We start from the raw sequence: 26,004 nt of genomic DNA, 5'->3' as shown, positions 1-26,004 counted from the left end.
GCCGCATCGACGCAGTTCCGATTTCAAGATAGTCGAAATCTTCCAACGTGTTAAAACATGTGCGCAAGGCAAAAAAAGCCAGCCCAAAAGGCTGGCTTTTCGGACAGACATCAGACCCGGCGGGGTTGGGGCACGGGCGGGGCGCCCTACGCGGGCCCCCTTGGGCGGCCCCCTGGGCGGGCCCCCTCTTCCTCAGGCAGGTTGGACGTCGCCCGGGATGGGACGCACGCGACGCATGCGCAGCGCGACGATGATCAGCGATACGCCCGAAAGCACCGCCGCAAGCAGGACGTAATAACTTGGCGCGAGTTTGTCGCCGGTCAAATGAATGAAGGTTTCGACGATGGTCGGCGCGAAGCCGCCGAAAATCGTCACACCGATGCTGTAACCGATTGAAAGGCCAGTCGAGCGCATCTGGGTCGGGAAGATCTCCGACATCAGCGCGGGCATCGGCCCCGAGTACGAGGCCTTGAAAATACCGGCGACGCCTTGCAGCACGAGCAGCCAGCCAATCGTCGGATGTGTCTGCAGCCATGCGAACATCGGATAGATCAGCAGGCCCATCAGGATCGACGTGCTCAGCATGATGCGAATTCGGCCGATGCGATCGGACAGCGCGCCCATGATCGGCGAGAAGATGAACTGCATGCCGCCGTTCAGCACGACCACGCCGAAAGACGCGGCCGCCGCCATATGCAGCTGCTTGACCGCGTAAAGCGGCATGTAGAGCTGCAGCACGTACACGCCGACCGTCGACTGCGCAACCATGCCGATCGCGAGCAGCAGGTTGACCCACTGATTCGAGAACGACGCGTCCTTCGTTCCGCTGACGACCTTGTGCTCGCCAGCCGCGTCGCGAGCCGCGCGTTCTTCACGCAATGCCAGGAATTCGGGCGTCTCGTCGAGATGCGAGCGGATGTAGTAGCCGACCGGCCCGACCAGCAGACCGAACACGAACGGCACACGCCAGCCCCAGCTGTTCAGATGCTCGGCCGGCAGCCACGCGGTCAGCAGCGAACCGAAGGCCGCCGCGGTGATCGCCGCGAGACCCTGGCTCGCGAACTGCCAGCTCGCGTAGTAGCCGCGCCGAGTCGCGCTGTGCTCGACCATGAACGCCGTCGCGCTGCCGAACTCGCCGCCGACCGCGAAGCCCTGCACGAGCCGCGCCAGCAGCACCAGCAGCGGCGCCGCGAGACCGATCGTCGAAAACGGCGGCATCACGGCCATCGTGAAAGTACCGACCATCATCAGCGCGATCGCGAGCGTGAGCGCCGCCTTGCGGCCCTTGCGGTCGCCGTACACGCCGAGCACGACCGCGCCGAGCGGGCGCATCAGGAACGAGAGGCCGAAAGTGGCGATCGCGAGCAGCGTCGACAGCGACTCGTCCTGCATCGGGAAGAACTGTTTCGCGATGATCGTCGCGAAGTAGCCGTAGACCAGGAAGTCGAACCACTCGAGCGCGTTACCGATCGACGACGAGAAAACGATCCGCCGCACCATCGCTTTCGAAAGCGGCGCGGCGTGGGGGAAAGCGGTCGTCGAGTGCGACGCGGGGGTATTCATGATGGTCTTCTGCCTGTCTGCTGCGTGATAGCTGTGGTAGGTCCGGCACCGTCTGGGTCAGCGAGGCGGCTGGCGGGCGCGCAATAGCGCGGCATATGCCATGCCGCGCGTTCGTTACGTGTTACCCGGGTATCGGACCTGAGTCCCGGTGCGGACCTCGGCCCCGGGCGTCGCCTCGTTATGGCCTAGAAGCCGGCGGCGAGACCGTCGCGGCGGCTGTCGCTGGCCGCCACGTAGCCGCGCTCCGGCTCGTTGCGATCGAGTTTCCAGATGAACTGGCCGGAGCCGAAGTCCATGTACGGATCGTCGACCGACTTGATCGTGTGGCCGAGCTTCTGCAGGCCCTCGGTGGTCTTCGGATCGAGCGTCGACTCGATATCGACCGTGAAGTCGCGGTTGACCTTCCAGCGCGGCGCGTCGCACGCGGCCTGCGGCTGCTGAGCGTAGTCGAGCATGCGCACCACCGTTTGCAGATGGCCTTGCGGCTGCATGTCGCCGCCCATCACGCCGAAGCTCATCACCGCTTCCTGCTGGCCGTTCACCTGCTGCGTGAGGAACGCCGGGATGATCGTGTGGAACGGCCGCTTGCCGCCCTCGACGACGTTCGGCGACTTCGGATCCATCGAGAAGCCGCAGCCGCGGTTCTGCAGCGCGATGCCGCTGTCCGGCACCACCACACCCGAGCCGAAGCCCATGTAGTTCGACTGGATGAAGCTGACCATCATGCCGCTCTCGTCCGCGGCCGACATGTAGATGGTGCCGCCCGCCTTCGGCATGCCGAAGTCGAAGTGCGTCGCCCGCTTCGGATCGATCAGCTTCGCGCGCGAGCTCAGGTACGCGTCGTCGAGCATCTGCTCGGGCGTGACTTCCATCGACCGCGGGTCGGCCACATAGCGATACAGGTCGGCAAACGCGAGCTTCATCGCTTCGATCTGCAGATGCTGCGACTCGACGCTGTCGACCTTCAGCGACTTCACGTCGAACTTCTCGAGGATGCCGAGCGCAACCAGCGCCGCGATGCCCTGGCCGTTCGGCGGAATCTCATGCACGGTGTAGCCGCGATAGTCCTTGCCGATCGGCTCGACCCAGTCCGCGCGGTAGTTGCGGAGATCGTCGGCGCTCAGCGCGGCGCCGCCTTCGCGTGCGAACGCGGCGATCCGCTCGGCGATCTCGCCTTCGTAGTACGCGCGCGGGCCCTGCGCGGCGATCAGGCGCAGCGTCTTCGCGTGGCCGGGCAAGCGCACCAGCTCGCTGACCTCAGGCGCGCGGCCGCGCGGCATGAAGGTCTGCGCGAAGCCCGGCTGATCCTTCAGTTCCGGCACCGCGGCCGCCCATTTGTACGCGACGATGCTCGCCACCGCGTGACCGCGCTCGGCGATCTCGATGGCCGGCTCCATCAGGTCGGCGAACGGCAGTTTGCCGAACTTCTGGTGCAGCGCTTCCCAACCGGCGATCACGCCCGGCACCGTGACGGCGTCCCAGCCACGCTTCGGCTGTTTCGCGAAGCCGTTTTCCTCGCCGTATTTGCGCTTGAAGTAATCGACGTTCCACGCAGCCGGCGACACGCCCGACGCGTTCAGACCATGCAGCTTCTTGCCGTCCCACACGAGCGCGAACGCGTCGCCGCCCAGGCCGCACGACACCGGCTCGACCACTGTCATCGCTGCGGCCGCCGCGATGGCCGCGTCGACGGCATTGCCGCCCTTCCACAACATGCGCAGCCCGGCCTGCGCCGCGAGCGGATGCGAGGTCGAAACGATATTGCGTGCGAATACGGGCAGACGTTGCGTCGGATAAGGGTTTTGCCAGTTGCTGAAGCCAGTCATGTCGAACACTCTCGAAAGCGCGGGCCGGCACGAAAAAATCGCCGGACATCATGGGAAAGGTTGTAAGGCAGGTAAATCGCGGAACGGAGGATTGCATCGCGAAGCGCACCAAAAAACAAATTCATTTATCAAATGAATAAATGCGTATTGCACCTGAATGAAGGTTCGAGCAGGTTCGGAGCATTCGCGGCCAGTTGGCGGACAAGGGGCACGATGGTTTTACAATAGCCGCAATCGCGTTCGTCGACGGCGGGCTTTCTGCCAGCCGCTCGATGATCGCGACGGACCACGCCGACACGACAGCCACCACCCGAGACACATGACACGAGACCCCCGCCTGACTCTCAACGCCCGGCAACAGGAATTGCTGGAGTGGGTGCAACGCGACGGCTTCGTGACCGTGGACGACCTCGCGAGCCACTTCGACGTCACCCCGCAGACGATCCGCCGCGACGTCAACTGGCTCGCCGATATGAATCTGCTGCGCCGCTATCACGGCGGCGCCAGTCTGCCGACCAGTTCCGAGAACGTCTCCTACACCGCGCGCCAGCGCATGTTTCATGAAGAGAAAAGACGCATCGCGGCGCTAGTCGCCACTCACATTCCCGATCAGGCATCGCTCTTCATCAATCTCGGCACGACCACCGAGGAAGTGGCACGCGCGCTGAACCGCCACCGTGGACTGCGCGTGGTCACGAACAATCTGAACGTCGCGAGCATGATGAGCGGCTACCCGGATTGCGAAGTGCTGGTGACGGGGGGCATCGTGCGGCCGTGGGATAAGGGCATCGTCGGTGAACTGGCGATCGACTTCATCCGGCAGTTCAAAGTCGATTTCGCGATCATCGGCACGTCGAGCATCGAAACGGACGGTACGCTGCGCGATTTCGACACGCGCGAAGTGCGTGTCGCCGAGGCGATCATCGAGCACGCACGCACCGTGTTCCTCGCCGCGGATCACTCCAAGTTTGGCCGCCCGGCGCTAGTTCGCCAGGGACATCTGGAACAGATCGACGCATTGTTCACCGACGCCGCGCCGCCCGCCGACATGACCGAGGCGCTGAACGCCGCGAATTGTCAAATCTATATGCGCCGGATAATTCCAGGCGATCTCCGCCATGCTGCGGTGCACGCAAAACCTCGCGTGAAATCAAGAATCTGGCTGCGGGGCCGGACCGCCTATCGCGCGACCAATTGTCAAATGGAAAATTTACGGGGACCAGGTTGGCGTTTCATCGGTGCTCGCCTACACTCCAGTTCCCCAACGTGCGTTGCGAGTTTCGCACGGCGTCGGTTTGTGAATCTGTCGTGTAAGCCGTACCTCCCGCCCTGATCCTTAGCGGACCCCGCCCCGGCCTGCCGGTCGACTGCAAGGCTGTCCGCAATTTGCTGACATGGAGAGAACGATGCTGAGTCCGCATGAATTCGCCACGTTGTTACTCGTCAAGGACGCCCCCAACCAGGTCGAAATGGACCGAGAAGAACTCGATGCGTTGCTCGAACGCCAACTGGTGCAACTCGAGCGCCTCGCATCGGGCAACGAAGAATGGCGCGTGACCGAAACCGGCGACACCGCATTGCGGGCCATCAAACGTTTTTCCTGAGATTCCCTGTCGTTCGATCCGAGAGCCGTTGGCGGCGTATCCGCGCCGCCCTGGCGGATGCGCCGCGCGCTTCGCTCGCGACTGCCGGGCTCGTATCGTTCAATTCCCTGACAGCGGGCCGCCTTCGCGGCCCTTTGTTGTGCGCATCTCATTTACACAGTAAATTCACGCGACGGACTTCCCCGCCCTCGCGCATGCCCAAGACGCTCTCCGCCGACGACATCCAGCAGTTTCGCGAAGCCATGCGACGCGTCGCCGAAAACGCATTTGCAACGCGCGGCGCGCAAGGCGTGACGATGCGCGAGCTGGCGAAGGAGCTCGGCTGCAGTGCGATGACACCGTATCGCTATTTCCGCGACAAGGAAGAAATTCTGGCGATGGTCCGCGCCGCCGCGTTCAACCGCTTCGCCGCGCGCCTCGAAGCGGCCGCGCGCGGCATCCCCGCGAACGCCCCCGCCATCGATCACAGCGCCGTCGGCCGGGCCTACGTCGACTTCGCGCTCGATGAACCGCACGCCTACCGTTTGATGTTCGATCAGACGCCGCAACAGCGAGGCGCTTACCCTGAACTGGCCGCGGCGTCACAGCACGCGTGGCGTCTGCTGGAAGCGCACTTCGAGCGGCTCGTCGAGGCGGGTATTCTCGAAGGCGATCCGCGCCTGATCGGCTATGCGTACTGGACGAGCCTGCACGGCTTCACGATGCTTGCGCTCGCGAACCAGCTACCGCCGTCGGCCGCGCAACAGGCCGATTCCGCCGGCGACGGAGCGCCGCAGCCATCACGTGAAGCCGTGTTCGCGCAGCTTTTGCGCATGCTGTGGCGCGGAGCGTTGGCGCCGCACAAGTGAACCGGCTCGCCGGTCAACCCGTTGCTGCTTAACCGTTACGCAAGGTCGGATCGGCACTCGCACGCCAGCTGATCGCCCTTGCGCGTTGCTCGTTGAAAAACTCGACCCACTGGTTGCGCACCTTCGGATCGCTGCTCGTCGCCTCGCTCGCATGGCGCTGCGCGATCGATGCCTGGAACGCGCAGAAGTCGTCGTTCGACAGCCGGCCGCGCCGGTTCGCCACATAGGCATCGAAGAACGTCTCATAGACGTTCTGCGCGTCGCTGCCGTAGTCGACGGTTTGCGGCGAGCACATCTTCTGTAACGCCTCGAACGACGTTGCGCCCCTCGTCCCTTCCAGACTCGGCGTACTCACGCATCCCGCCAGCAGCGCCGCCGCGCCGATCATCAAAAGTCCACGCATACATCACCTCGAAATGGCTGCTACCGAGAGTATCGTCCGCGGTCGCGCGTTGCGCCACTCCGTGCCATTCGACCCAGGCTCGCTCGGGTCGAAGCGAACTTTACTTTTTCGAATATGTTCATTAGAGTTCGAAAACGAACATGCTTCGTTCAATTTGCTTTCCAACTTACTCCCAGATTCGATGCAGAGGCTCACCAGGTGACGCAAGGCACGAAATACGATTTGCTCGTCGTCGGTGGCGGGATCAACGGCGCTGGCATCGCCCGCGACGCGGCCGGCCGCGGCCTGGCGGTGCTGCTGTGCGAGCAGGACGATCTGGCCGCGCACACCTCGTCGGCGAGTACCAAGCTGATCCACGGCGGCCTGCGCTACCTCGAGTACCGCGAGTTCGGGCTCGTGCGCAAGGCGCTGCAGGAGCGCGAGACGCTGCTGCGCGCGGCGCCGCACATCATCTGGCCGCTGCGCTTCGTGATGCCGCATATGCCGGATCTGCGCCCCGCCTGGCTGATCCGCGCGGGTCTGTTCCTGTACGACCATCTGGCCAAACGTGAGCTGCTGCCGGGCTCGCGCGGCATCGTGATGAGCCGGCATCCGGCCGGCGCGCCGCTCGTCGAAACGATCAAGCGCGGCTTCGTTTATTCGGACGGCTGGGTCAACGACGCGCGCCTCGTCGTCCTGAACGCGCTCGACGCGCACGAGCGCGGCGCGACGATCCTCACGCGCACGAAGCTGGTCAACGCAGAGCGCGCCGGCGGCGAGTGGCGTGCGCAACTGCAACGCGCGGACGGCACGACGCTCGACGTGCGCGCCGCCGCGATCGCCAACGCGGCGGGCCCGTGGGTCGGCGAGCTGCTGAAGGGCGCGCTCGGCCGGCCATCGGCGCATAGCGTGCGGCTCGTCAAGGGCAGCCACATCGTCACGCGGCGCCTGTTCGAGCACGACCACGCGTACATCTTCCAGAACGCCGATAAGCGGATCATCTTCGCGATTCCCTACGAGCACGACTACACGCTGATCGGCACCACCGACCTCGAATATCGCGGCGACCCGTCGCAAGTCGCGATCGACGCCAACGAAACGCAGTATCTGTGCGATTCGATCAACCGCTACTTCAGGCAGAAGATCTCGCCGGCCGACGTGCGCTGGAGCTATTCGGGCGTACGCCCGCTGCTGGAGGACGAGAACGCGGACAATCCGTCGGCGGTCACGCGCGACTACTCGCTCGAACTCGACGCGCCCGCGGAACAGGCGCCGCTGCTGTCGGTATTCGGCGGCAAGATCACGACGTTTCGCAAGCTCGCCGAGCAGGCCGTCGATACGCTCACCGACGCGCTGCGCCACGGCGGCTCCGCGTGGACCGTCGACGCGCCGCTGCCGGGCGGCGACATCGCACAGGCGAACTTCAATCGCTTCCTCGGAGAATTCTCGCGCGAGCATGCGTGGCTGCCGGCGTCGCTCGCGCATCGGCTCGCGCGCGCGTATGGCACGCGCGCGAATCGCGTGATCGGCCTCGCGCGCTCGCGCACCGAGCTCGGTCGCGAGTTCGCGCCGGGACTCCACGAAGCCGAGCTGGTTTATCTGCGCGATACCGAATGGGCGCGCACCGCGCAAGACGTGCTGTGGCGGCGCTCGAAGCTCGGCCTGCACGTCGAGCCGGGCACGCTCGATGAGGTTACGCGCGATATCGACGCGTGGTTCGCGCGCGAACCGGCCCGGCAGAGCGCGTAGGCGGCCCGGCCGGGCAAACTGGCATGCCCCGACAAAAGCGGCGGCAAACACAACGCGGCGCCAATGCCGGGTGAAGCAAACGGCGCGAGCCCGTAGAAACGGCGCACACCATCCGCGCGTCCCGGGCCGGCCCCACCGCAGCTTCGGCTGGACGACACCGGCACGCGCCCTCACACTATGGCGGCCCGCTCACAACAACACGCCGCTCGCATCGCCGGCCAGCAATCCGGCGATCCGTAACATGCATGGAGAAGAGACAATGCTGGATCAGTACGTTCTCGCGCTTGACCAAGGCACCACCAGCTCGCGCGCGATGCTGTTCGACCGGCGCGGCAACGTCGTGTCGACCGCACAAAAGGAATTCCAGCAGATCTACCCGCACCCGGGCTGGGTCGAGCACGATCCGCAGGAAATCTGGTCGACGCAGGCCGGCGTCGCCGCCGAGGCGGTCACGCGAGCCGGCATGAACGGCACGTCGATCGCGGCGATCGGCATCACGAACCAGCGCGAAACCACGATCGTGTGGGATCGCGAAACCGGCCACCCGATCTACAACGCGATCGTCTGGCAGGACCGCCGCACCGCCGACTTCTGCGACGACCTGAAAGCGCAGGGTCTCGAAGCGAGCGTGCGCGCGAAGACCGGCTTGCCGATCGACTCGTATTTCTCGGCGACCAAAATCCGCTGGATTCTCGACAACGTCGAAGGCGCGCGCGAAAAAGCGCGTCAGGGCCGGCTCGCGTTCGGCACCGTCGACAGCTGGCTGATGTGGAATTTCACGAAGGGCGCGCTGCACGTCACCGACGTGACCAACGCGTCGCGCACGATGCTGTTCAACATCCACACCCTGAAGTGGGACGACGAACTGCTCGCCGCGCTCGACATTCCGCGCAGCATGCTGCCGGAAGTACGGCCGTCGTCGGAGGTGTACGGGCCGACAGTGACCACCGTGTTCGCGTCGAAGATTCCACTCGCGGGCATCGCCGGCGATCAGCACGCCGCGCTGTTCGGCCAGATGTGCACCGAGTCCGGCATGGTCAAGAACACCTACGGCACCGGCTGCTTCCTCGTGATGAACACGGGCGCCAAACCGATCGAATCGAACAACAATCTCGTCACGACGATCGCCTGGCAGATCGGCGAGCGTATCGACTACGCGCTCGAAGGCAGCATCTTCATCGGCGGCGCCGTGGTGCAGTGGCTGCGCGACGGCCTCGGCATCATCAGGAACGCGGCGGAAATCGAAACGCTCGCGCGCGGCGTGCCGCATTGCGACGGCGTGTATCTCGTGCCCGCGTTCGCCGGCCTCGGCGCGCCGCACTGGAACGCGCATGCGCGCGGCACGCTGTTCGGCGTCACGCGCGGCACGACCTCCGCGCATCTCGCGCGCGCGGCGCTCGATTCGATCGCCTATCAATCGCTCGATGTGCTGAAGGCGATGGAAGCCGACTCGGGCATTCGCATCGGCGAGTTGCGCGTGGATGGCGGCGCCTGCGCGAACAATCTGCTGATGCAGTTCCAGGCCGACATCCTCGGCGTCGACACGGTGCGCCCCCAGGTGTCCGAGACCACCGCACTCGGCGCCGCCTATCTGGCCGGTCTTGCGGTGGGCTACTGGAAGGACATCGACGAGTTGAAAAGCCAGTGGAAGCTCGAGCACCGCTTCACGCCGGCGCTACCGCATGCGGAGGTCAGGACCTGCCTCGATGGCTGGCAGCGCGCGATCCGCGCGGCGAAGGCCTGGGCCGATACGCCGTAAGGCCGCGGGCGCGCAGAACGCCAAAAGGACGCGGTCCGAAAGTACGTATGATGACGCTTTTCATCCCGGCGCGCGGGCCCGCAACCCGCCGCCCGCGCGCTTTGCGCTTACCGTTTTTCAGGCATGATCGACCACCTCATCTGTGACTGCGACGGCGTGCTCGTCGACAGTGAAGTCATCGCCGATCGCGTGATGTTCGACACGCTGACGGCCACTTTCCCCGGCATCGATTTCGCCGCCGTCGTCAAAACCGCGTTCGGCCAGCAAACCTCGCGCTTTCTCGCCGGCCTCGAAACGCAGTTCGACATCACGCTGCCCGTAAACTTCCTCGACACGATCGAGCACCATGTCGAGCTCGCGCTCGCCGCGTCGCTCGGTCCGATCCACGGCGTGCGCGACGCGCTGCAACGCGTGACGCTACCGGCTGCGGTCGTGTCGAACAGCCGTATGTCGCGCGTCGCCGCATCGGTACGGCGCGCGGGTCTGCAGCAGATTTTCGGCGAGCGCGTGTTCAGCGCCGAGCAGGTCGCGCGGCCGAAGCCGTATCCGGACGTCTATCTGTTCGCGGCCACTACGCTTGGCGTCGTGCCGGCGCGTTGCCTCGTCGTCGAGGACAGCGTCGCGGGGTTGAACGCGGCGCGCGCGGCCGGCATGAAGACGATCGCGTTCGTCGGCGCGAGCCATATTCCGGACGGCTACGCGGATGCGCTGCGCGCGATGGGTATCACGCGAATCATCAAGCATATGGATGAACTGCCGGCGCTCATCGAGGCGGGCGTGGGCGGCGAATTCGGCGACGTGCAGTCGTAGCGGTTTTGCGCAACGCCGATAAAAAAGCCGGTTCTTCGGAAGAAGAACCGGCTTTTTTGCGTCATGGCGTCGCGTGCCGCTCGATGGATGGCCCGTCAAGCCTCGGCCATCGCGCCCTCGCGCACCTGCGCGAGCGACTCGCGAAACTCGACCAGCTCGGCGATCGTCAGCATCGGCAGATCATGTTGCGCGGCGAAGCGCTCGACGTCCGCGCCACGCGTCATCGTGCCGTCGGCGTTCATCAGTTCGCACAGCACGCCGGCCGGCTTCAGGCCCGCGAGAATCGCCAGATCGACGGTGCCTTCGGTGTGGCCGCGCCGCGCCAGCACGCCGCCCGGCATCGCGCGCAGCGGGAACACGTGGCCGGGGCGCACGATGTCGGCGGGTTTGGCCGTATCGGCGATCGCGGCGCGGATCGTGGTCACGCGATCCTGCGCGGACACGCCGGTGCTGACGCCTTCGCGCGCTTCGATCGACACCGTGAACGCGGTGCCGTGACGGCTTTCGTTGTTGACGGCCATCGGCGGCAGTTCGAGCGCGCGGATCTTGTCGTCGGGCAGGCACAGGCAGACGATGCCGCTGCATTCCCGGATCAGCAGCGCCATCGTTTCGACCGACAGGCGCTCGGCCGCGACGATCAGATCGGCTTCGTTCTCGCGGTCGTGGTCGTCCTGCAGCACCACGGCGCGGCCCTCGCGCAGCGCCTGCAAGGCGGCGGCGATACGCGGCGGAACGGCTTCGGTGGCAAGCAGCGGGAGATCGGCGAAGGCATCGTCTGCAATCGTCGACGGAGCAGGAAAAGTAGCAAAGGACATAGTTGAAACGCTCATCGCAAAAGTTGGGCGAGAAACGTTTCAGGGCATTGCAAACAGACTGACACGCGCCGCCCAGGCGCCGCGCGAAAGCGGACGCTGATACGCCACCCAGGCTACAGGCGGCGTCGCGGAACGCACATGACTGTCTGCACATCTTCTTCCATCCGGACTATGACCGTCGGCTCTGGCTTCTGACCAGATCTGCTGACCCCGCCGCTGTCTCCGCTATTCCGAAGGCTAAGCGATGCGGGCGCTCGCGGGCTTGCCGGCTCACGCTGTCGCGCTGCCGGCCTACCGCCGGTGGGGAATTTCACCCCGCCCTGAAGACGCACTGATTGCCGGTTCGACCGGCGGCCGAAGCATACAACAGTCGCGCGAGCGCTGCAGCGCGACGCACAAAGACCCTACTCACTGCATTGGACCTGCATCGACGCCCTGAGCCGCGCTTGAACCTCGAACGCGTCGATTCTCAACCCGGCACGTCTTCGCGCGCGGCTTCGTCGCGTGCGGCGCCCGCGGCCGGCACTTCCCAGCGCGGCGGCGTCTCAGCCCGCAGCGTCACGCGAAACGCGCGCGCCTCGGTGTCGCCGGGATTGCGCAGGCTGTGCGGCTGGTCGGCGTCGAACACGATCGCGTCGCCGGTCGCGAGCAGTTGACGCTGGTCGTGCACGCTGACTTCGAGCGTACCGTCGCTGACCACCAGATTCACCGTCGTGCCAGGCGCGCGGCGCACGCCCGCTTCGGTATGCAGCGGGGCGATCCGCAGTTCGTGAAACTCGGCGGCGATCGACTCGTCGTCGGGATAGAGCGGCCGCACCGAGTAGCGACCGTTCGCGCTGACCACGCGGGCCGAGCGCTCGGCCGGCAGATGCTCGAAGCCGTTGGTCGCGTGACGCCGCAGGAACGCCGCCACCGACACCTTCAGCGCCGCCGCCACCTTGCACAGCACCTTGATCGACGGCACGCTGCGCGCCGACTCGATCTGCGCGAGCATCGCGCGCGACACGCCTGACGCGCGCGCCAGCGCATCGAGCGAAAGCTGCCGTTCGGCGCGCAGCCGCGCCAGATTCACGCCGACCAGCTGTTCGAGCGCATCGAAGGGTTCGGCCGAGCGCGGCGCCGCGTCGGCATCGGCAGAGGGATCGCGGACCAGCGCGAGCGGGGAATGCATATTGGCCTCCAGAGCGCCGCCAGGCGGCGCAAGAGCAGTAAGGTGGAAGCAAGATAGCATCGGCTTTGGCCGCACCCAACGAAGTTATCTTCACACTGTTATCAGCATGGCGGAGGCAAGCAACAGACGACTCACGCGCTTTGCGCGAGCGCGCGCGCCGGCGCATCCATGCGCGCCGCGAACCACGTCAGCAGCAGCGCGGCGACGCTGACCGCGGCCGCGACCCACGGCAAGGTATCGAGCGCGTGGCCGTGATTGATCACGAGACCGCCGAGCCACGCACCCGCTGCATTGCCGACGTTGAACGCGCCGATGTTCAGTGTCGACGCGAGATTCGGCGCGGCGGCCGCCTTCTCGACCACGCGCATCTGCAACGGGGGCACCGTCGCGAACGCCGCGATGCCCCACACGAACACCGTGATCGCGGCAGCCGCTTGCGAATGGCTGGTGCGCGCGAAGATCGCCATCACGACCGCGAGCGCGGCGAGAATGCCCATCAGCGACGGCATCAGCGCGCGGTCCGCAAGCTTGCCGCCGACCATGTTGCCGACCGTCAGGCCCACGCCGAACAGCACGAGGATCAGCGTCACGCCGCGCGGCGAAAAACCGCTCACCTGCTCGAGGATCGGCGCGATATAGGTGAACACGACGAACACGCCCCCGAAGCCGAGCACCGTCATCGCGAGGGCGCTCCACACTTGCGGGTCTTGCAGCACGCGCACTTCGTGGGCGAGGCCGGCGGGGCCGGTGTCGTGGCGGTTCGGCACCAGCGCGCTGATGCCCGCGAGCGACAGCACGCCGCAACCTGCTGATGCACTGGCTCGACGAATTCAACGCGCTGTACCCGGACGTGACGTTCGCGTTGACGCTGTCGGATGCGCTGGCCAATCTCGTGCAGGAGGACATCGATCTGGCGATCCGCTTCGGCGTGCCGCAGGACAGCTCGCTGGTCGCGCGCCGGCTCGCGCCGAACCGGCGGGTGCTGTGCGCATCACCGGCATACGTCGGGCGTCGCGGCGAGCCGAAGGACCCGCTCGACCTCGCCAATTTCGACTGCATCGTGCTCGGCACCGCATCGGGGCCGGCCAGCGAATGGCGCTTCACGCGCGGTGACGAGGTGCAGCACTACAGCGTGCCGTTCGAAGCGGCGCGCGAAACCAACGACGGCGCGGTCGCGCGCGAATGGGCGCTGCGCGGCTACGGCATCGCGATCAAATCGATGTGGGACGTGGAAGCGGACCTGCGCGCCGGCCGCCTGAAGATCCTGCTGCCGGAATGGCGCTACCCCGATGCGCCGCTGCACGCGCTGTATCACCGCAATCGCTTCATGGCGCCGCGCGTGCGCGTGCTGCTCGATTTCCTCGCCGAGCGCTTCGCGCAGGTGTCGGATGAACTGGAAAGCCTGCTGGGACTGCCGCCGGACCGGCCAATGAGCGCCGAAACCCCCGTTGCGTGAAGGGCTATAATATGCAGTTACGCTGCAAAGACACGCTCAAGCTGGCCATCACGCGCCGCGCTGCCCCGCGCCGCGGCCTCCTTCACCTTTTTACGACGCCCCCAGGTTAACCACTGCGACCGGCGAAATTCGATGACCAAGAAAGTTTATGTAAAGACCTTTGGCTGCCAGATGAACGAGTACGACTCCGACAAGATGGTCGACGTGCTCGGTGCCGCTGAAGGACTCGTCAAGACCGACACGCCGGAAGACGCCGACGTGATCCTGTTCAATACCTGCTCGGTGCGCGAAAAAGCGCAGGAAAAAGTCTTCTCCGACCTCGGCCGCGTACGCGAGCTGAAGGACGCGAATCCGAATCTGATCATTGGCGTGGGTGGCTGCGTCGCGAGTCAGGAAGGCGCATCGATCATCGCGCGCGCGCCGTACGTCGATATCGTGTTCGGTCCGCAAACGCTGCACCGCCTGCCGCAGATGATCGACGAGCGCCGCGCGAGCGGCCGCGCGCAGGTCGATATTTCGTTTCCCGAAATCGAGAAGTTCGATCACCTGCCGCCGGCGCGCGTCGAAGGTCCGAGCGCGTTCGTGTCGATCATGGAAGGCTGCAGCAAGTACTGCAGCTACTGCGTCGTGCCGTACACGCGCGGCGAGGAAGTGTCGCGCCCGCTCGACGACGTGCTGACCGAAATCGCCGGCCTCGCCGACCAGGGCGTGCGCGAAGTCACGCTGCTCGGTCAGAACGTGAACGCTTATCGTGGAAAATTCGGCGGCGCGCCGACCGTGGGTTCGACCGAGATCGCCGACTTCGCGACGCTGATCGAATACGTCGCGGACCTCCCCGGCATCGAACGGATCCGCTACACGACGTCGCATCCGAAGGAGTTCACGCAGCGCCTGATCGACACCTACGCGAAGGTGCCGAAGCTCGTCAGCCACCTGCATCTGCCGGTGCAGCACGGCTCCGACCGCATCCTGATGGCGATGAAGCGCGGCTACACCGTGCTCGAGTACAAGTCGGTGATCCGCAAGCTGCGCGCGATTCGCCCGGACCTGTCGCTGTCGACGGACATGATCGTCGGCTTCCCCGGCGAGACCGAGGAAGACTTCGCGAAGATGATGGCGCTCGTCGAAGAGATGAAGTACGACACGAGCTTCTCGTTCATCTACAGCCCGCGTCCCGGTACGCCGGCCGCGAACCTGCACGACGACACGCCGCGCGAGGTGAAGCTCAAGCGCCTGCAACATCTGCAGGCCACGATCGAAGAGAACGTGCAGCGCATCAGCGACGCGATGGTCGGCAAGGTCGAACGCATTCTGGTCGAGCGCCCGGCGCGCAAGGACCCGAACGAGCTCGCGGGCCGCACCGGGAACAACCGCGTCGTCAATTTCCCGGCGCCGGTCGCGTCGCATGCACGGCTGATCGGTCAGATGGTCGACGTGAAGATCGTGCACGCGTATCCGCACTCGCTGCGTGGTGAACTCGTGATGGTTCACGACGACAGCGCCGCGACGACGCATTGAACGACATTCTGAGTACCGCAACCGACAGGATCGACTCACCGCCTTGAAGACCACTCAGCAGCCTCTGGAATTCACCGCACCGCGCGAAGATAATGCGCGGCTCGCCAACCTCTGCGGACCGCTCGACGAAAATCTGCGGCAGATCGAGCAGGCGCTCGACGTGACCCTGCAGCGCCGCGGCCACCGCATCGCGATCCGCGGGCGCGGCGCGAAGCTCGCGCTCACCGCGCTCGAAAACTTCTACAACAACGCGCGCGAGCCTTTGTCGGTCGACGACATCCAGCTCGCGCTCATCGAAGTGCGTCATCCGGTGCGTCATCGTTCGAATGGCAACGGCAATGGCAATGGCGACACCGTCGACGCGCACTTCGCCGGCAATCCCGATCACCCGTTCGACCAGCCCGCCGACGCCACTGCGAGCGAGGACGACTTCGAGGAATACGGCCCGAAGCTGTACACGCGACGCGCGGATCTGCGCGGCCGCACGCCGGCGCAGCGCGAGTACCTGAAGCAGATCGTGTCGCACGACGTCACGTTCGGCGTCGGCCCGGCCGGCACCGGCAAGACCTATCTCGCGGTGGCCTGCGCGGTCGACGCGCTCGAGCGCGACCAGGTCAAACGCATCGTGCTGACGCGCCCGGCCGTCGAGGCGGGCGAGCGGCTCGGCTTTTTGCCGGGCGATCTCGCGCAGAAAGTCGATCCGTATCTGCGCCCGCTCTACGACGCGCTGTACGACCTGCTCGGCTTCGACAAAACCGCGAAGATGTTCGAGCGGCAGATGATCGAAATCGCGCCGCTCGCATACATGCGCGGCCGCACGCTGAATCACGCATTCATCATCCTCGACGAGGCGCAGAACACCACGCCCGAGCAGATGAAGATGTTCCTCACGCGAATCGGCTTCGGCTCGAAGGCGGTCGTCACCGGCGACACGACCCAGGTCGATCTGCCGCGCGGCCAGAAGAGCGGGCTGATCGAAGCGCAACAGGTGCTCGCGAACGTGCGCGGCATCGCGCTCACGCGTTTCACGAGCGCGGACGTGGTGCGGCATCCGCTGGTCGCGCGAATTGTGGAGGCGTACGATGCGCATGCGCAGAAGTCGCCGGCCGCGGTCGATCCGCGCTAAAGCGATGCGCTTCGCAGCGCGAGGCCCGCGTCGCCTCGCCGCAAAAAAAGACTGAGCCAGGAATGCCACGCATAGAAACCGCATGAGCCGCACCCCGAAACTGACGTTGAGCCTGCAATTCCCCGCCGCCAAAGCCTGGCCGGAACACAAGGCGCTGCTGCCGCGCGCGACGGTGGCCGGCTGGATCAAGGCGGCGCTATTCGCGGACGGCGAACTGACGGTTCGGTTCGTCGACGCCGAAGAAGGCCGCACGCTGAATCGCACCTATCGCGGCAAGGATTACGCGACCAACGTGCTGACCTTCGCCTATGCCGAATCGGAAGATGATCCGGTCACGGGCGATCTGATTCTGTGCTGCCCGGTGGTCGAGAAGGAAGCCGCCGAGCAGGGCAAGCCGCTCGCCGCGCATTACGCGCACCTGCTCGTGCACGGCACGCTGCATGCACAGGGCTACGACCACGAGGTCGAAGAAGAAGCCGAGGAAATGGAAGCGATCGAAGCCGAAATCCTCGGCAAGCTCGGCTTTGCGGACCCTTACCAATAGGCGTTCCGCCCCTCCTCGACGCCAGCCCGCCCGAACCCACCGTGAGCACTCCGTCCCCCGAAGCCGATATCCCCGTGCGCTGTCCGGACTACCCGCCGGTGCTCGGCGACTCGCGGCTCCTGACGGACGACGAACTGCGCGCGTCGCTCGAATCCACGTTGCGCGGCTGGGACCGCCAAAGCGATCTGTGGCTGTTCGGCTATGGCTCGCTGATCTGGAACCCGGGCCTGCCGACCGTCGAGGCGATGCGCTCGAAGGTGCACGGCTATCACCGCGGACTCTATCTGTGGTCGCGAGTCAATCGCGGCACGCTAGAGCAGCCCGGCCTCGTGCTCGCGCTCGATCGCGGCGGCTCGTGCACCGGCATGGCTTTCCGGCTCGCGGCCGATGGCTCGAGGCCGCATCTCGAAGCACTGTGGCGCCGCGAAATGCCGATGGGCTCGTACCGTCCCGCGTGGCTGCCGTGCGTGCTCGCGGACGGCCGGCGCGTCGACGCGCTCGCATTCGTGATGCGCCGCGACGTGCCGAGCTACACCGGCAAGCTGCGCGACGACATCATCCAGACCGTGCTGGGCTGTGCGAGCGGCCGCTACGGCACGACCTTCGACTACGTGAGCCGCACCGTGCACGCGCTGCGCGAAAGCGGCATGCCGGACCGCGCGCTCGAAGCGCTGCTCGCGCGCTGCAAGCCGGCCGTGTGACCGCGGCATCTCGGCGAAAACCCCACCCGCGACTTTTTTGCCAGCGAGCGCTTTTGCCCGCGTAATCGGTTAGGATGATTCCACGCTCCGCCGTCGCGGCGGGGCCGTTTCACCCTGGCTTCGCTCATCGCCGGGCCCGGCGGGACACGGTTCCGCCATGCGCCTGGTGTATCCTTAACGCTCTGCAACAGCGCGCCCAGTCTCGCCGGGCGCACTACCATGAACGACACGTATCCCAGTCGACGCCATACCGGACGTCAACTCGACAAACCGCAGGAAAAGCGCTCGCTGCTCGAGCGCCTGACCGACTTCATCTCGCCCGAGCCCGACTCGCGCGCCGAACTTCTGGAAATTCTGCAGGACGCGCACGAACGCAACCTGATCGACGCCGACTCGCTGTCGATGATCGAAGGCGTGTTCCAGGTGTCGGAACTGAGCGCACGCGACATCATGGTGCCGCGCGCGCAAATGGACGCGATCAACATCGCGGACAATCCCGCTGAATTCATCCCCTACGTGCTGGACAAGGCGCATTCGCGCTATCCGGTCTACGAGGGCAATCGCGACAACATCATCGGCGTGCTGCTCGCGAAAGATCTGCTGCGCTACTACGCCGAAGAAGAGTTCGACGTGCGCGGCATGCTGCGCCCTGCCGTGTTCATCCCCGAGTCGAAGCGGCTGAACGTGCTGCTGCACGACTTTCGCGTGAACCGCAACCACCTCGCGGTGGTCGTCGACGAGTACGGCGGCGTCGCGGGCCTGATCACGATCGAAGACGTACTGGAGCAGATCGTCGGCGACATCGAGGACGAATACGATTTCGACGAGGAGAGCGGCAACATCATCGCTTCGCCGGACGGACGCTTCCGCGTGCGCGCGCTGACCGAGATCGAGCAGTTCAACGACACCTTCGGCACGCATTATTCGGACGACGAGGTCGACACGATCGGCGGGCTGGTCACGCATCACTTCGGCCGGGTGCCGCATCGGGGCGAGAAAGTCCGCCTCGACGACCTGATCTTCGAGATCCTGCGCGGCGACGCCCGCCAGATCCACATGCTGCTGGTGCGCCGCGACCCGCTCGCGGGCGAGCGCGAGCGCGAGTCACAGCACGCGCAGACCTGAGCCGGCGGCTCGGGCCGATGCACGGCCTGAGCGCCCGCGCGCTTTCATTGCCGACGCATTTGCCAACTCCATTTGCCAACTCGTTTGCGTACTGAGTTGCCCTTTCAACTACCGACGCCGACCGCGCAACAATGGCCGACCCGATCACTTCCCGTTCGCACCGCGGCGTGAGCGCCCCCGCTCCCGCTTCCACCGAAGACGGCACGCGCAGCCGCGCGCTGCCGCGCTGGCACTACCTCGTCGCACTGGCCGCTGGCGCGGCCAATACGCTGTCGTTCGCGCCGACGCCGCATGGCGGCTGGCTGCAACTCGCGATCTTCGTGTTCTTCTTCGCGTGGCTCACGCGCAGCACCGGCTGGAAAAGCGCCGCGCTGACGGGCGGCGCGTTCGGCTTCGGCAACTTCGTGAGCGGGGTCTGGTGGCTGTATGTGAGCATGCACTACTACGGTGGCATGCCGGCACCGCTCGCCGGCACGGCGCTCGTGCTGTTCTGCCTGTATCTCGCGGTCTATCCGGCGCTCGCCGCGGGAGTGTGGTCGTTCTGCGCGGGCCATGCGCGCAAGGGCGCGGCCGACGAGCGCGCGCCATTCTCGCCGACCTGGCACGGCGCGCTCGCCTTTGCGAGCGCGTGGGCGATCGGCGAATGGCTGCGCGGCACGGTGTTCACCGGCTTTCCGTGGCTCGCCACCGGTTATGCGCAGGTCGACGGCCCGTTGGCGGGGTTTGCGCCGGTGGTCGGCGTATATGGCGTCGGTTGGATGGTTGCGCTGACGGCCGCGTTGATCGTGCAGGCGTTGCTGGCGCTGCCGCCGTCGTGGCGCTCCGGGCGGGCGAATGAATCGCTCGAGCCGAACGCCAGCGCCGCTGATGACGCCGGCGGCCGCGCCGCGCGGGGCCGCGGCACGCGCATCGCCCCCATCGTCGTGCCTGCTGGCGTCGCGCTCGCGCTGCTCGTGATCGGCCTGCTGCTGCCGCTCGTGCAGTGGACCACGCCCGCCAACGCGGCGCTGTCGGTGCGGCTGTTGCAAGGCAACGTGAAGCAGGAGATGAAGTTCGAGGAAGCCGGCTTGCGCGCGGCGGTCGATGAGTATCAGCAGATGATCACGTCGAAGCCGGCCGATCTGATCGTCACGCCGGAAACCGCGATCCCCGTGCTCGCGCAGCAGCTTCCGCCGAACTTCGCGGCCGCGATCCGCCAGTTCACGGATTCGACCGGCAGCGCGCTGCTGTTCGGCGCGATCGGCGGCACGATCACGCCGGACGGCCGGGTGGTCGACTACACCAATAGCCTGTTCGGCGTCACGCCCGGCTCGCACGAGATTTATCGCTACGACAAGCACCATCTGGTACCGTTCGGCGAATTCGTGCCGTGGGGCTTCCGCTGGTTCGTGAACCTGATGAACATTCCGCTCGGCGATTTCTTCCGCGGCCCGCCGGTACAAAAGCCGTTCATGGTGCATAACCAGCCGGTCGCGGTGAACATCTGCTACGAGGACATCTTCGGCGAGGAGATCGCGCGCACGCTGCGCGAGAATGCGACGCCCGCCGGCGTGCTGATCAACTCGACCAATCTCGCGTGGTTCGGCGACACGATCGCGCTCGACCAGCATCTGCAGATCGCGCGCATGCGCTCGCTCGAAACCGGCCGGCCGATGCTGCGCGCAACCAACACCGGCATCACCGCCGCGATCGACGCGAACGGCCGCGTGATCGGGCGCCTGACGCCCTACACGGTCGGTTCGCTCGACGTGCGCGTGCAAGGCACCTCAGGCTACACGCCTTACGTGACGAGCGGCAACAACACGGTGCTCGCGGTGTCGGCGCTGCTGCTCGCGTTCGGTTTCGCGTTCGGACCGGGGCTCGCGCGGCGACGCAACGGCAAGCGGTAACGCCGACGCCAAAGGCACGACACCCGCAAAAAAAATGCGCCTGACATGCAGGCGCATTTTTTTCATGCTCGTTCGAGCTTCATCAATCCTTCGGCACCGTATCGATGAACGACTGCCGCAGCGACAGCTTCTGGAAGTGCTTGTCCAAGTTCGGATGCGATTCGCGCCAGTTCAGTTCCGGCATACGGAAGTCCAGATAGCCGAGCGCGCAGCCCACCGCGATGTCGGCCAGCGTGTAGTGATTGCTCGCGCACCACGGCTTGCTGCCGAGCCCTTGCGACATCGCGATCAGCGCTTCGTCGATCTTGCGCTGCTGCCGCGCGAGCCACGCGTCCACGCGCTGCTCGGGCGCGCGCTGCGTGCCTTCGAGACGGATCAGCACGGCCGCGTCGAGCATGCCGTCGGCGAGCGCTTCCCAGCAGCGCACTGCGACGCGCTCGCGCCCCGACGGCGGAATCAGCTTGCCGACCGGCGACAGCGTATCGACGTACTCGCAGATCACGCGTGAATCGAACACGGCCTCGCCGTCTTCCATCACGAGGCACGGCACCTTGCCGAGCGGATTGAAGGTGTGAATCCGGGTATCCGGCGCCCAGACGTTCTCGGGCACCAGTTCGTAGTCGATCTTCTTATCGGCGAGCACGATGCGTGCTTTGCGCACGAACGGGCTGCCGAACGAACCGATGAGTTTCATCATGACCTTCTGCCTTTTTCTGAATCCGGCGAAAGTATAAGTGGTCTAAGGCTTCCGCGAGCGTGCTGGCGCCATCTTCGCGAACCGCCCGCCTAGCCGCTGTGGACGGATTGCAACATGACGGCGTCCGCCGCGCCGTCCGGAGCCGCACAAAGCGAGTCAATGTCGTGCGCGGAGAATGGGGCCAGGAGAATCGCGGCGCTACAATCGCACGATGAACCAGCCGACCGAACCCACCATCGCCATCGACGTCTATCGCACGCGCCGCGAGCGCGTTCTCGCCGCGCTCCGCGCCGCGGGCGGCGGCGTCGCCATCGTCCCGACCGCGCCGGAAGCGCTGCGCAACCGCGACACTGACTACCCGTACCGCCACGACAGCTACTTCTATTATCTGACCGGCTTCACCGAGCCCGAAGCGCTGCTGGTGCTCGATGCCAGCGCCGCGCCCGGCGCGCCCGCGTCGATGCTGTTCTGCCGCGAGAAAAGCGTCGAGCGCGAGACATGGGAAGGCTTCCGCTTCGGCCCCGAGGGCGCGCGCGAAGCATTCGGGCTCGACGCCGCGTTCCCGATCGGCGAACTCGACACGCAGCTGCCGCGCATCATCGCCGACAAGCCGGTGCTGCACTACGCGTTCGGCACCTCGGCGCATTTCGACGAGCAGGTGCGCGGCTGGCTCGACGCGGTGCGCGCGCAAAGCCGTGGCGGCACCGTCGCGCCCACGGCCGCGCGCGACGTGCTGCCGTTGCTCGACGAGATGCGGCTCGTCAAGGACGACCACGAACTCGCGATCATGCGCCGCGCCGGACAGATTTCGGCGGCCGCGCATCGTCGCGCGATGGCGCTGTGCCGGCCCGGTATCCGCGAGTACGAACTCGAGGCCGAACTGCTCTACACGTTCCGCAAGTTTGGCGCGCAGGCGCCGGCCTATACGTCGATCGTCGCGGCTGGCGCGAACGCGTGCGTGCTGCACTACCCGGCCGGCAACGCGATCGCGCGCGACGGCGACCTGATCCTGATCGACGCGGCCTGCGAACTCGACGGCTACGCGTCCGACATCACGCGCACGTTTCCGGCGAGCGGGCGTTTCACGCCGGCGCAGCGCGAGCTGTACGACATCGTGCTGGCAGCGCAGCAGGCCGCCGCCGATGCGACGCGCGCCGGTGCGAGCTTCGACGATCCGCATCAGGCCGCGCTGCGCGTGCTGTCGCAGGGGCTGCTCGACACCGGCATCGTGCCGCGCGCGAAGTTCGCCTCGGTCGACGACGTGATCGCCGAGCGCGCCTACGTGCCGTTCTACATGCACCGCACCGGCCACTGGCTCGGCATGGACGTGCACGACTGCGGCGACTACCGCGAGCGCGGCGCGCCGCGCGACGAAACGGGCGTGCTGCCGTGGCGCACGCTGCGCGCGTCGATGACGCTGACGATCGAGCCGGGCTTGTACGTCCGCCCGGCCGAGGGTGTGCCCGAACGCTACTGGAACATCGGCATCCGCATCGAGGACGACGCGATCGTGACGCCGACCGGCTGTGAGCTGATCACGCGCAACGTGCCGGTCGCCGCCGACGAGATCGAGGCGCTGATGCAGGAAGCACGAGCCCTCCATCAAGCGTCGCATCAACAGAGGACCTGATCCGCGATGAACGAAGCATCTCCCTCGGCGGTGATCCTGAGGCCCGCCTCCCGCCAGCAGGGGTTCGATTTCGACGTGACGATCGTCGGCGCTGGGCCGGTCGGCCTCGCGCTCGCCGGCTGGCTCGCGCGCCGCAGCATGACGCGCGAGCTGAAGATCGCGCTCGTCGACGCGCGCGAGCCGGAGGACTCGATCGCCGATCCGCGCGCGATCGCGGTCTCGCACGGCAGCCGGATGATCCTCGAGCCGCTGCGCTGGCCCGCCGACGCCACCGCGATCGAGCGCATCCACGTGTCGCAACGCGGTCATTTCGGTCGCACGCTGATCGATCATCGCGAGCACGGCCTGCCCGCGCTCGGCTACGTGCTGCGCTATGGCTCGATCGTGCATGGCCTCGCCGACGCCGTGCATGCGACGCCGGTCCACTGGTTCCGCTCGACCTCGGCCGGCGCGCCGGTTCAGGAGCTCGACGGCGTCACGCTGCCGATCGAAACCGCGGGCGTCGCGCGCCGGTTGCGCACGCGGATTCTGGTCAACGCCGAGGGCGGCCTGTTCGGTGACCAGAAGCACGCGAAAAATCCGAGCCGCGCCACGGACGAATACGCCGGCGCACGCGACATCGGTAAAAACAGCGCCGGCTCGCGCGACTACGGCCAGACCGCGCTGGTCGGCACGGTCACCGTGTCCGCGCCGCAGCCGCACGTCGCATGGGAGCGCTTCACGTCGCAAGGTCCGATCGCGCTACTGCCGATGGGTGGCGTGCGTGGTGCCGACTACGCGCTCGTCTGGTGCTGCGCGCCCGACGAAGCCGCGCGCCGCGCGGAGCTTTCCGACGAAGCGTTCCTGCGCGAGCTCGACGCCGCGTTCGGCAACCGCATGGGCCGCTTTACGGACATCAAGGGTCGCGCGTCGTTCCCGCTTGGTCTCAACACGGTCGATACGCTGGTGAACGGCCACATCGTCGCGATCGGCAATGCGGCGCAGACGTTGCATCCGGTAGCCGGCCAGGGCCTCAATCTGGGCTTGCGCGATGCGCACGCGCTCGTCGACGCGCTGTCGGCCGAAGGCCCGACCCCGCTCGCGCTCGCCACCTTCGCGCAACGCCGCGCGCTCGACCGGCGCCTGACGATCGGCTCGACCGACACGCTCGCGCGCCTCTTTACCGTCGACTTCGCGCCGCTCGCGGTACTGCGCGGCCTCGCCCTGACCGCACTCGAATTCGTGCCGCCGGTCAAAACCGCGCTCGCCCGGCAGATGATGTTCGGCCAGCGCCGTTAAGCGCGAGAAATCGCTGCGCGGTTCTATGAGCCGGGCGACTTTCATAGAAGATTTAACGGGTTACGAGACTCGGTTCGCGAGTCCCGGCAACCCGTTAACGCTAAAATAGCGGTTTTCCCTCGCATTTCGCGCTGCGCCGGCTGTCACGATTGTCAAATCCTGGCCCGTCGTCGGCGCGCGCTCACGCCATGCCCCCTCTCGGCCCCCACAATCTGCGTAACAACCTGTTCGTCGCCCCGATGGCCGGCGTGACCGACCGACCGTTCCGCCAGCTGTGCAAACGGCTCGGCGCGGGCTATGCGGTGTCGGAAATGGTCGCGTCGAACGCGCAGCTGTGGAAGAGCGAAAAGACCATGCGCCGCGCGAACCACGAAGGCGAGGTCGAGCCGATCGCGGTGCAGATCGCCGGCGCGGACCCGGAGATGATGGCCGAAGCCGCCCGCTACAACGTCGCGAACGGCGCGCAGATCATCGACATCAACATGGGCTGCCCAGCCAAGAAGGTCTGCAACGTCGCGGCCGGCTCGGCGCTGCTGCAAAACGAACCGCTCGTGCAGCGCATCGTCGAGGCCGTCGTGAACGCGGTCGGCGTCGGGCCCGACGCGGTGCCCGTCACGCTGAAAATCCGCACCGGCTGGAATCGCGAGAACAAAAACGCGCTGAACGTCGCGCGTCTCGCGCAAGCAGCGGGCATTTCGATGCTGACCGTGCACGGCCGCACGCGCGCGGACCTGTACCACGGCGACGCCGAGTACGAAACCATCGCCGCGGTAAAGGCGGCGGTGCGCATTCCGGTCGTCGCGAACGGCGACATCACGTCGCCGCAAAAGGCGCGCGAGGTGCTCGCCGCGACCGGCGCGGACGCGATCATGATCGGGCGCGCCGCGCAGGGGCGTCCGTGGCTCTTTCGCGAGATCGAGCATTTCCTGCAAACGGGCGAGTTGCTGCCGCCGCCGCGCATCGACGAAATCCAGCAGGTGATGAACGAACATCTCGAAGATCACTACGCTTTTTACGGGGAATTTACCGGTGTCCGCACTGCGCGCAAGCACATCGGCTGGTACACTCGCGGCCTTTCCGGCGCCAACCTGTTCCGGCATCGCATGAATACGCTGGACACCACGCGCGAACAACTCCTCGCCGTCAACGAGTTCTTTGACGCGCAAAAGGCGATCTCAGACCGCCTCGTCTACGTCGACGAAGCGCCCGGCAACCCCGGGCTCGACAGCGAGAGCGAGGACAACTCCGACCGACTGGCAGCATGAGCAAGAACAACATCGAACAATCTGTCCGCGACAGCCTGGACGTGTATTTCCAGGATCTCGACGGCTCCAATCCGCACGACGTCTACGACATGGTCATTTCATGCGTGGAAAAACCCTTGCTCGAAGTGGTGCTCGAGCAGGCCGGCGGCAACCAGTCGCTGGCCGCCGAGTATCTCGGCATCAACCGCAATACGCTGCGCAAGAAGCTGCAACAACACGGTTTGCTGTAGCGCGTCGTAGTTTCTCGC

General features: G+C 66.1%; 21 protein-coding genes, 3 pseudogenes and 1 riboswitch. Of the genes and pseudogenes, 17 read left to right on the top strand and 7 right to left on the bottom strand.

The annotated features are described in order from the left end of the window. Positions 1–192: 192 nt before the first annotated feature. Together OKW39_RS15085 and OKW39_RS15080 are read right to left on the bottom strand one after the other, a co-directional pair. On the bottom strand, positions 193–1,563 hold the full coding sequence (locus tag OKW39_RS15085; protein WP_429562951.1) for an MFS transporter: 1,371 nt from the start codon (positions 1,561–1,563) through the stop codon (positions 193–195). Between the two features lie 185 nt (positions 1,564–1,748). After that, positions 1,749–3,389, bottom strand: coding sequence for a gamma-glutamyltransferase family protein (locus OKW39_RS15080; RefSeq protein WP_090805460.1), 1,641 nt, complete (start codon positions 3,387–3,389; stop codon positions 1,749–1,751). Between the two features lie 319 nt (positions 3,390–3,708). Here OKW39_RS15080 and OKW39_RS15075 point away from each other — a divergent pair. The 3 genes and pseudogenes from OKW39_RS15075 to OKW39_RS15065 all read left to right on the top strand — a co-directional run. Further along, positions 3,709–4,479, top strand: a pseudogene (locus OKW39_RS15075) (DeoR/GlpR family DNA-binding transcription regulator); the annotation flags it as partial. Between the two features lie 316 nt (positions 4,480–4,795). After that, the gene (locus OKW39_RS15070; protein WP_167368606.1) at positions 4,796–4,993 is read left to right on the top strand and encodes a hypothetical protein; all 198 of its coding nucleotides are present in this window, start codon (positions 4,796–4,798) and stop codon (positions 4,991–4,993) included. 194 nt (positions 4,994–5,187) lie between these two features. Next, a complete protein-coding gene (locus OKW39_RS15065; protein ID WP_429562950.1) occupies positions 5,188–5,841 on the top strand; it encodes a TetR/AcrR family transcriptional regulator in 654 nt (217 codons plus the stop codon). A gap of 28 nt (positions 5,842–5,869) precedes the next feature. Here OKW39_RS15065 and OKW39_RS15060 read toward each other — a convergent pair whose 3' ends face one another. Further along, positions 5,870–6,244, bottom strand: coding sequence for a hypothetical protein (locus OKW39_RS15060; protein ID WP_184050855.1), 375 nt, complete (start codon positions 6,242–6,244; stop codon positions 5,870–5,872). Between the two features lie 198 nt (positions 6,245–6,442). Here OKW39_RS15060 and glpD point away from each other — a divergent pair, with 198 nt between their 5' ends. The 3 genes from glpD (at position 6,443) to OKW39_RS15045 (ending at position 10,541) form a co-directional block, all read left to right on the top strand. Continuing rightward, positions 6,443–7,972: a glycerol-3-phosphate dehydrogenase gene (gene glpD / locus OKW39_RS15055; protein WP_429562949.1), complete on the top strand. Its 1,530-nt coding sequence runs from the start codon at positions 6,443–6,445 to the stop codon at positions 7,970–7,972. A 259-nt stretch (positions 7,973–8,231) separates the two neighbouring features. Continuing rightward, positions 8,232–9,731, top strand: coding sequence for a glycerol kinase GlpK (glpK, locus tag OKW39_RS15050; RefSeq protein WP_090805462.1), 1,500 nt, complete (start codon positions 8,232–8,234; stop codon positions 9,729–9,731). A 123-nt stretch (positions 9,732–9,854) separates the two neighbouring features. After that, on the top strand, positions 9,855–10,541 hold the full coding sequence (locus OKW39_RS15045; protein WP_429562948.1) for an HAD family hydrolase: 687 nt from the start codon (positions 9,855–9,857) through the stop codon (positions 10,539–10,541). Positions 10,542–10,636: 95 nt separating this feature from the next. Here the strand turns inward: OKW39_RS15045 and ribB are convergent, their stop codons facing one another. From ribB to OKW39_RS15030, 3 genes and pseudogenes are all read right to left on the bottom strand, one after another. Beyond that, the gene (gene ribB / locus OKW39_RS15040) at positions 10,637–11,356 is read right to left on the bottom strand and encodes a 3,4-dihydroxy-2-butanone-4-phosphate synthase (RefSeq protein ID WP_176078967.1); all 720 of its coding nucleotides are present in this window, start codon (positions 11,354–11,356) and stop codon (positions 10,637–10,639) included. A gap of 148 nt (positions 11,357–11,504) precedes the next feature. Beyond that, a riboswitch (FMN riboswitch) is annotated at positions 11,505–11,688 on the bottom strand. A gap of 137 nt (positions 11,689–11,825) precedes the next feature. Beyond that, positions 11,826–12,527 (bottom strand): helix-turn-helix domain-containing protein, encoded by a 702-nt coding sequence (locus tag OKW39_RS15035; RefSeq protein ID WP_429335301.1) that lies wholly within the window; start codon positions 12,525–12,527, stop codon positions 11,826–11,828. A gap of 131 nt (positions 12,528–12,658) precedes the next feature. After that, a pseudogene (locus tag OKW39_RS15030) lies at positions 12,659–13,336 on the bottom strand (MFS transporter); the annotation flags it as partial. Between OKW39_RS15030 and OKW39_RS15025 the strand changes: the two are divergent. The 7 genes and pseudogenes from OKW39_RS15025 to lnt form a co-directional block, all read left to right on the top strand. Next, positions 13,327–13,983: pseudogene (locus tag OKW39_RS15025) on the top strand (substrate binding domain-containing protein); the annotation flags it as partial. The pseudogenes OKW39_RS15030 and OKW39_RS15025 sit on opposite strands and share 10 nt — an antisense overlap. 132 nt (positions 13,984–14,115) lie before the next feature. Beyond that, positions 14,116–15,501 (top strand): tRNA (N6-isopentenyl adenosine(37)-C2)-methylthiotransferase MiaB, encoded by a 1,386-nt coding sequence (miaB, locus tag OKW39_RS15020; protein ID WP_429362979.1) that lies wholly within the window; start codon positions 14,116–14,118, stop codon positions 15,499–15,501. 43 nt (positions 15,502–15,544) lie between these two features. Next, on the top strand, positions 15,545–16,627 hold the full coding sequence (locus OKW39_RS15015) for a PhoH family protein (RefSeq protein ID WP_090801798.1): 1,083 nt from the start codon (positions 15,545–15,547) through the stop codon (positions 16,625–16,627). A gap of 82 nt (positions 16,628–16,709) precedes the next feature. Next, the gene (gene ybeY / locus OKW39_RS15010) at positions 16,710–17,171 is read left to right on the top strand and encodes an rRNA maturation RNase YbeY (RefSeq protein WP_090801800.1); all 462 of its coding nucleotides are present in this window, start codon (positions 16,710–16,712) and stop codon (positions 17,169–17,171) included. A 41-nt stretch (positions 17,172–17,212) separates the two neighbouring features. Next, on the top strand, positions 17,213–17,872 hold the full coding sequence (locus OKW39_RS15005; protein WP_429562947.1) for a gamma-glutamylcyclotransferase: 660 nt from the start codon (positions 17,213–17,215) through the stop codon (positions 17,870–17,872). A gap of 219 nt (positions 17,873–18,091) precedes the next feature. Further along, positions 18,092–18,997: an HlyC/CorC family transporter gene (locus OKW39_RS15000; protein ID WP_187609955.1), complete on the top strand. Its 906-nt coding sequence runs from the start codon at positions 18,092–18,094 to the stop codon at positions 18,995–18,997. 131 nt (positions 18,998–19,128) lie between these two features. Next, entirely contained in the window at positions 19,129–20,886 is a 1,758-nt protein-coding gene (gene lnt / locus OKW39_RS14995) for an apolipoprotein N-acyltransferase (RefSeq protein WP_429562946.1), read from the top strand. A gap of 82 nt (positions 20,887–20,968) precedes the next feature. On the opposite strand, the gene OKW39_RS14990 is transcribed toward lnt, so the two are convergent. Beyond that, positions 20,969–21,583, bottom strand: coding sequence for a glutathione S-transferase C-terminal domain-containing protein (locus OKW39_RS14990; protein ID WP_018421769.1), 615 nt, complete (start codon positions 21,581–21,583; stop codon positions 20,969–20,971). 211 nt (positions 21,584–21,794) lie between these two features. Here OKW39_RS14990 and OKW39_RS14985 point away from each other — a divergent pair, with 211 nt between their 5' ends. The 4 genes from OKW39_RS14985 to OKW39_RS14970 all read left to right on the top strand — a co-directional run bounded on the left by OKW39_RS14985 (position 21,795) and on the right by OKW39_RS14970 (position 25,986). Then, positions 21,795–23,213, top strand: a complete 1,419-nt coding sequence (locus tag OKW39_RS14985) for an aminopeptidase P N-terminal domain-containing protein (protein WP_429562945.1) — start codon at positions 21,795–21,797, stop codon at positions 23,211–23,213. Between the two features lie 6 nt (positions 23,214–23,219). Beyond that, on the top strand, positions 23,220–24,491 hold the full coding sequence (locus OKW39_RS14980; RefSeq protein WP_429562944.1) for a UbiH/UbiF/VisC/COQ6 family ubiquinone biosynthesis hydroxylase: 1,272 nt from the start codon (positions 23,220–23,222) through the stop codon (positions 24,489–24,491). Positions 24,492–24,679: 188 nt separating this feature from the next. Beyond that, positions 24,680–25,756, top strand: a complete 1,077-nt coding sequence (dusB, locus tag OKW39_RS14975; RefSeq protein WP_090801809.1) for a tRNA dihydrouridine synthase DusB — start codon at positions 24,680–24,682, stop codon at positions 25,754–25,756. Then, positions 25,753–25,986 (top strand): Fis family transcriptional regulator, encoded by a 234-nt coding sequence (locus OKW39_RS14970; RefSeq protein WP_008919619.1) that lies wholly within the window; start codon positions 25,753–25,755, stop codon positions 25,984–25,986. The genes dusB and OKW39_RS14970 overlap by 4 nt, the downstream gene beginning before the upstream one ends. Positions 25,987–26,004: the final 18 nt, after the last annotated feature.

The organism is Paraburkholderia sp. MM6662-R1 (genome assembly GCF_050436245.1).
Lineage (GTDB): Bacteria > Pseudomonadota > Gammaproteobacteria > Burkholderiales > Burkholderiaceae > Paraburkholderia > Paraburkholderia tuberum.
The sequence above is the reverse complement of the archived record's forward strand: the minus strand, read 5'-3'. Positions and strand labels throughout refer to the sequence as shown.

Excerpts from the sequence above, each read along its gene's own strand:
- OKW39_RS15085 (WP_429562951.1), bottom strand. The coding sequence starts at position 1,563 with ATGAATACCCCCGCGTCGCACTCGACGACCGCTTTCCCCCACGCCGCG.
- OKW39_RS15080 (WP_090805460.1), bottom strand. The coding sequence starts at position 3,389 with ATGACTGGCTTCAGCAACTGGCAAAACCCTTATCCGACGCAACGTCTG.
- OKW39_RS15070 (WP_167368606.1), top strand. The coding sequence starts at position 4,796 with ATGCTGAGTCCGCATGAATTCGCCACGTTGTTACTCGTCAAGGACGCC.
- OKW39_RS15065 (WP_429562950.1), top strand. The coding sequence starts at position 5,188 with ATGCCCAAGACGCTCTCCGCCGACGACATCCAGCAGTTTCGCGAAGCC.
- OKW39_RS15060 (WP_184050855.1), bottom strand. The coding sequence starts at position 6,244 with ATGCGTGGACTTTTGATGATCGGCGCGGCGGCGCTGCTGGCGGGATGC.
- glpK (WP_090805462.1), top strand. The coding sequence starts at position 8,232 with ATGCTGGATCAGTACGTTCTCGCGCTTGACCAAGGCACCACCAGCTCG.
- OKW39_RS15045 (WP_429562948.1), top strand. The coding sequence starts at position 9,855 with ATGATCGACCACCTCATCTGTGACTGCGACGGCGTGCTCGTCGACAGT.
- ribB (WP_176078967.1), bottom strand. The coding sequence starts at position 11,356 with ATGTCCTTTGCTACTTTTCCTGCTCCGTCGACGATTGCAGACGATGCC.
- OKW39_RS15035 (WP_429335301.1), bottom strand. The coding sequence starts at position 12,527 with ATGCATTCCCCGCTCGCGCTGGTCCGCGATCCCTCTGCCGATGCCGAC.
- miaB (WP_429362979.1), top strand. The coding sequence starts at position 14,116 with ATGACCAAGAAAGTTTATGTAAAGACCTTTGGCTGCCAGATGAACGAG.
- ybeY (WP_090801800.1), top strand. The coding sequence starts at position 16,710 with ATGAGCCGCACCCCGAAACTGACGTTGAGCCTGCAATTCCCCGCCGCC.
- OKW39_RS15000 (WP_187609955.1), top strand. The coding sequence starts at position 18,092 with ATGAACGACACGTATCCCAGTCGACGCCATACCGGACGTCAACTCGAC.
- lnt (WP_429562946.1), top strand. The coding sequence starts at position 19,129 with ATGGCCGACCCGATCACTTCCCGTTCGCACCGCGGCGTGAGCGCCCCC.
- OKW39_RS14990 (WP_018421769.1), bottom strand. The coding sequence starts at position 21,583 with ATGATGAAACTCATCGGTTCGTTCGGCAGCCCGTTCGTGCGCAAAGCA.
- OKW39_RS14985 (WP_429562945.1), top strand. The coding sequence starts at position 21,795 with ATGAACCAGCCGACCGAACCCACCATCGCCATCGACGTCTATCGCACG.
- OKW39_RS14980 (WP_429562944.1), top strand. The coding sequence starts at position 23,220 with ATGAACGAAGCATCTCCCTCGGCGGTGATCCTGAGGCCCGCCTCCCGC.
- dusB (WP_090801809.1), top strand. The coding sequence starts at position 24,680 with ATGCCCCCTCTCGGCCCCCACAATCTGCGTAACAACCTGTTCGTCGCC.
- OKW39_RS14970 (WP_008919619.1), top strand. The coding sequence starts at position 25,753 with ATGAGCAAGAACAACATCGAACAATCTGTCCGCGACAGCCTGGACGTG.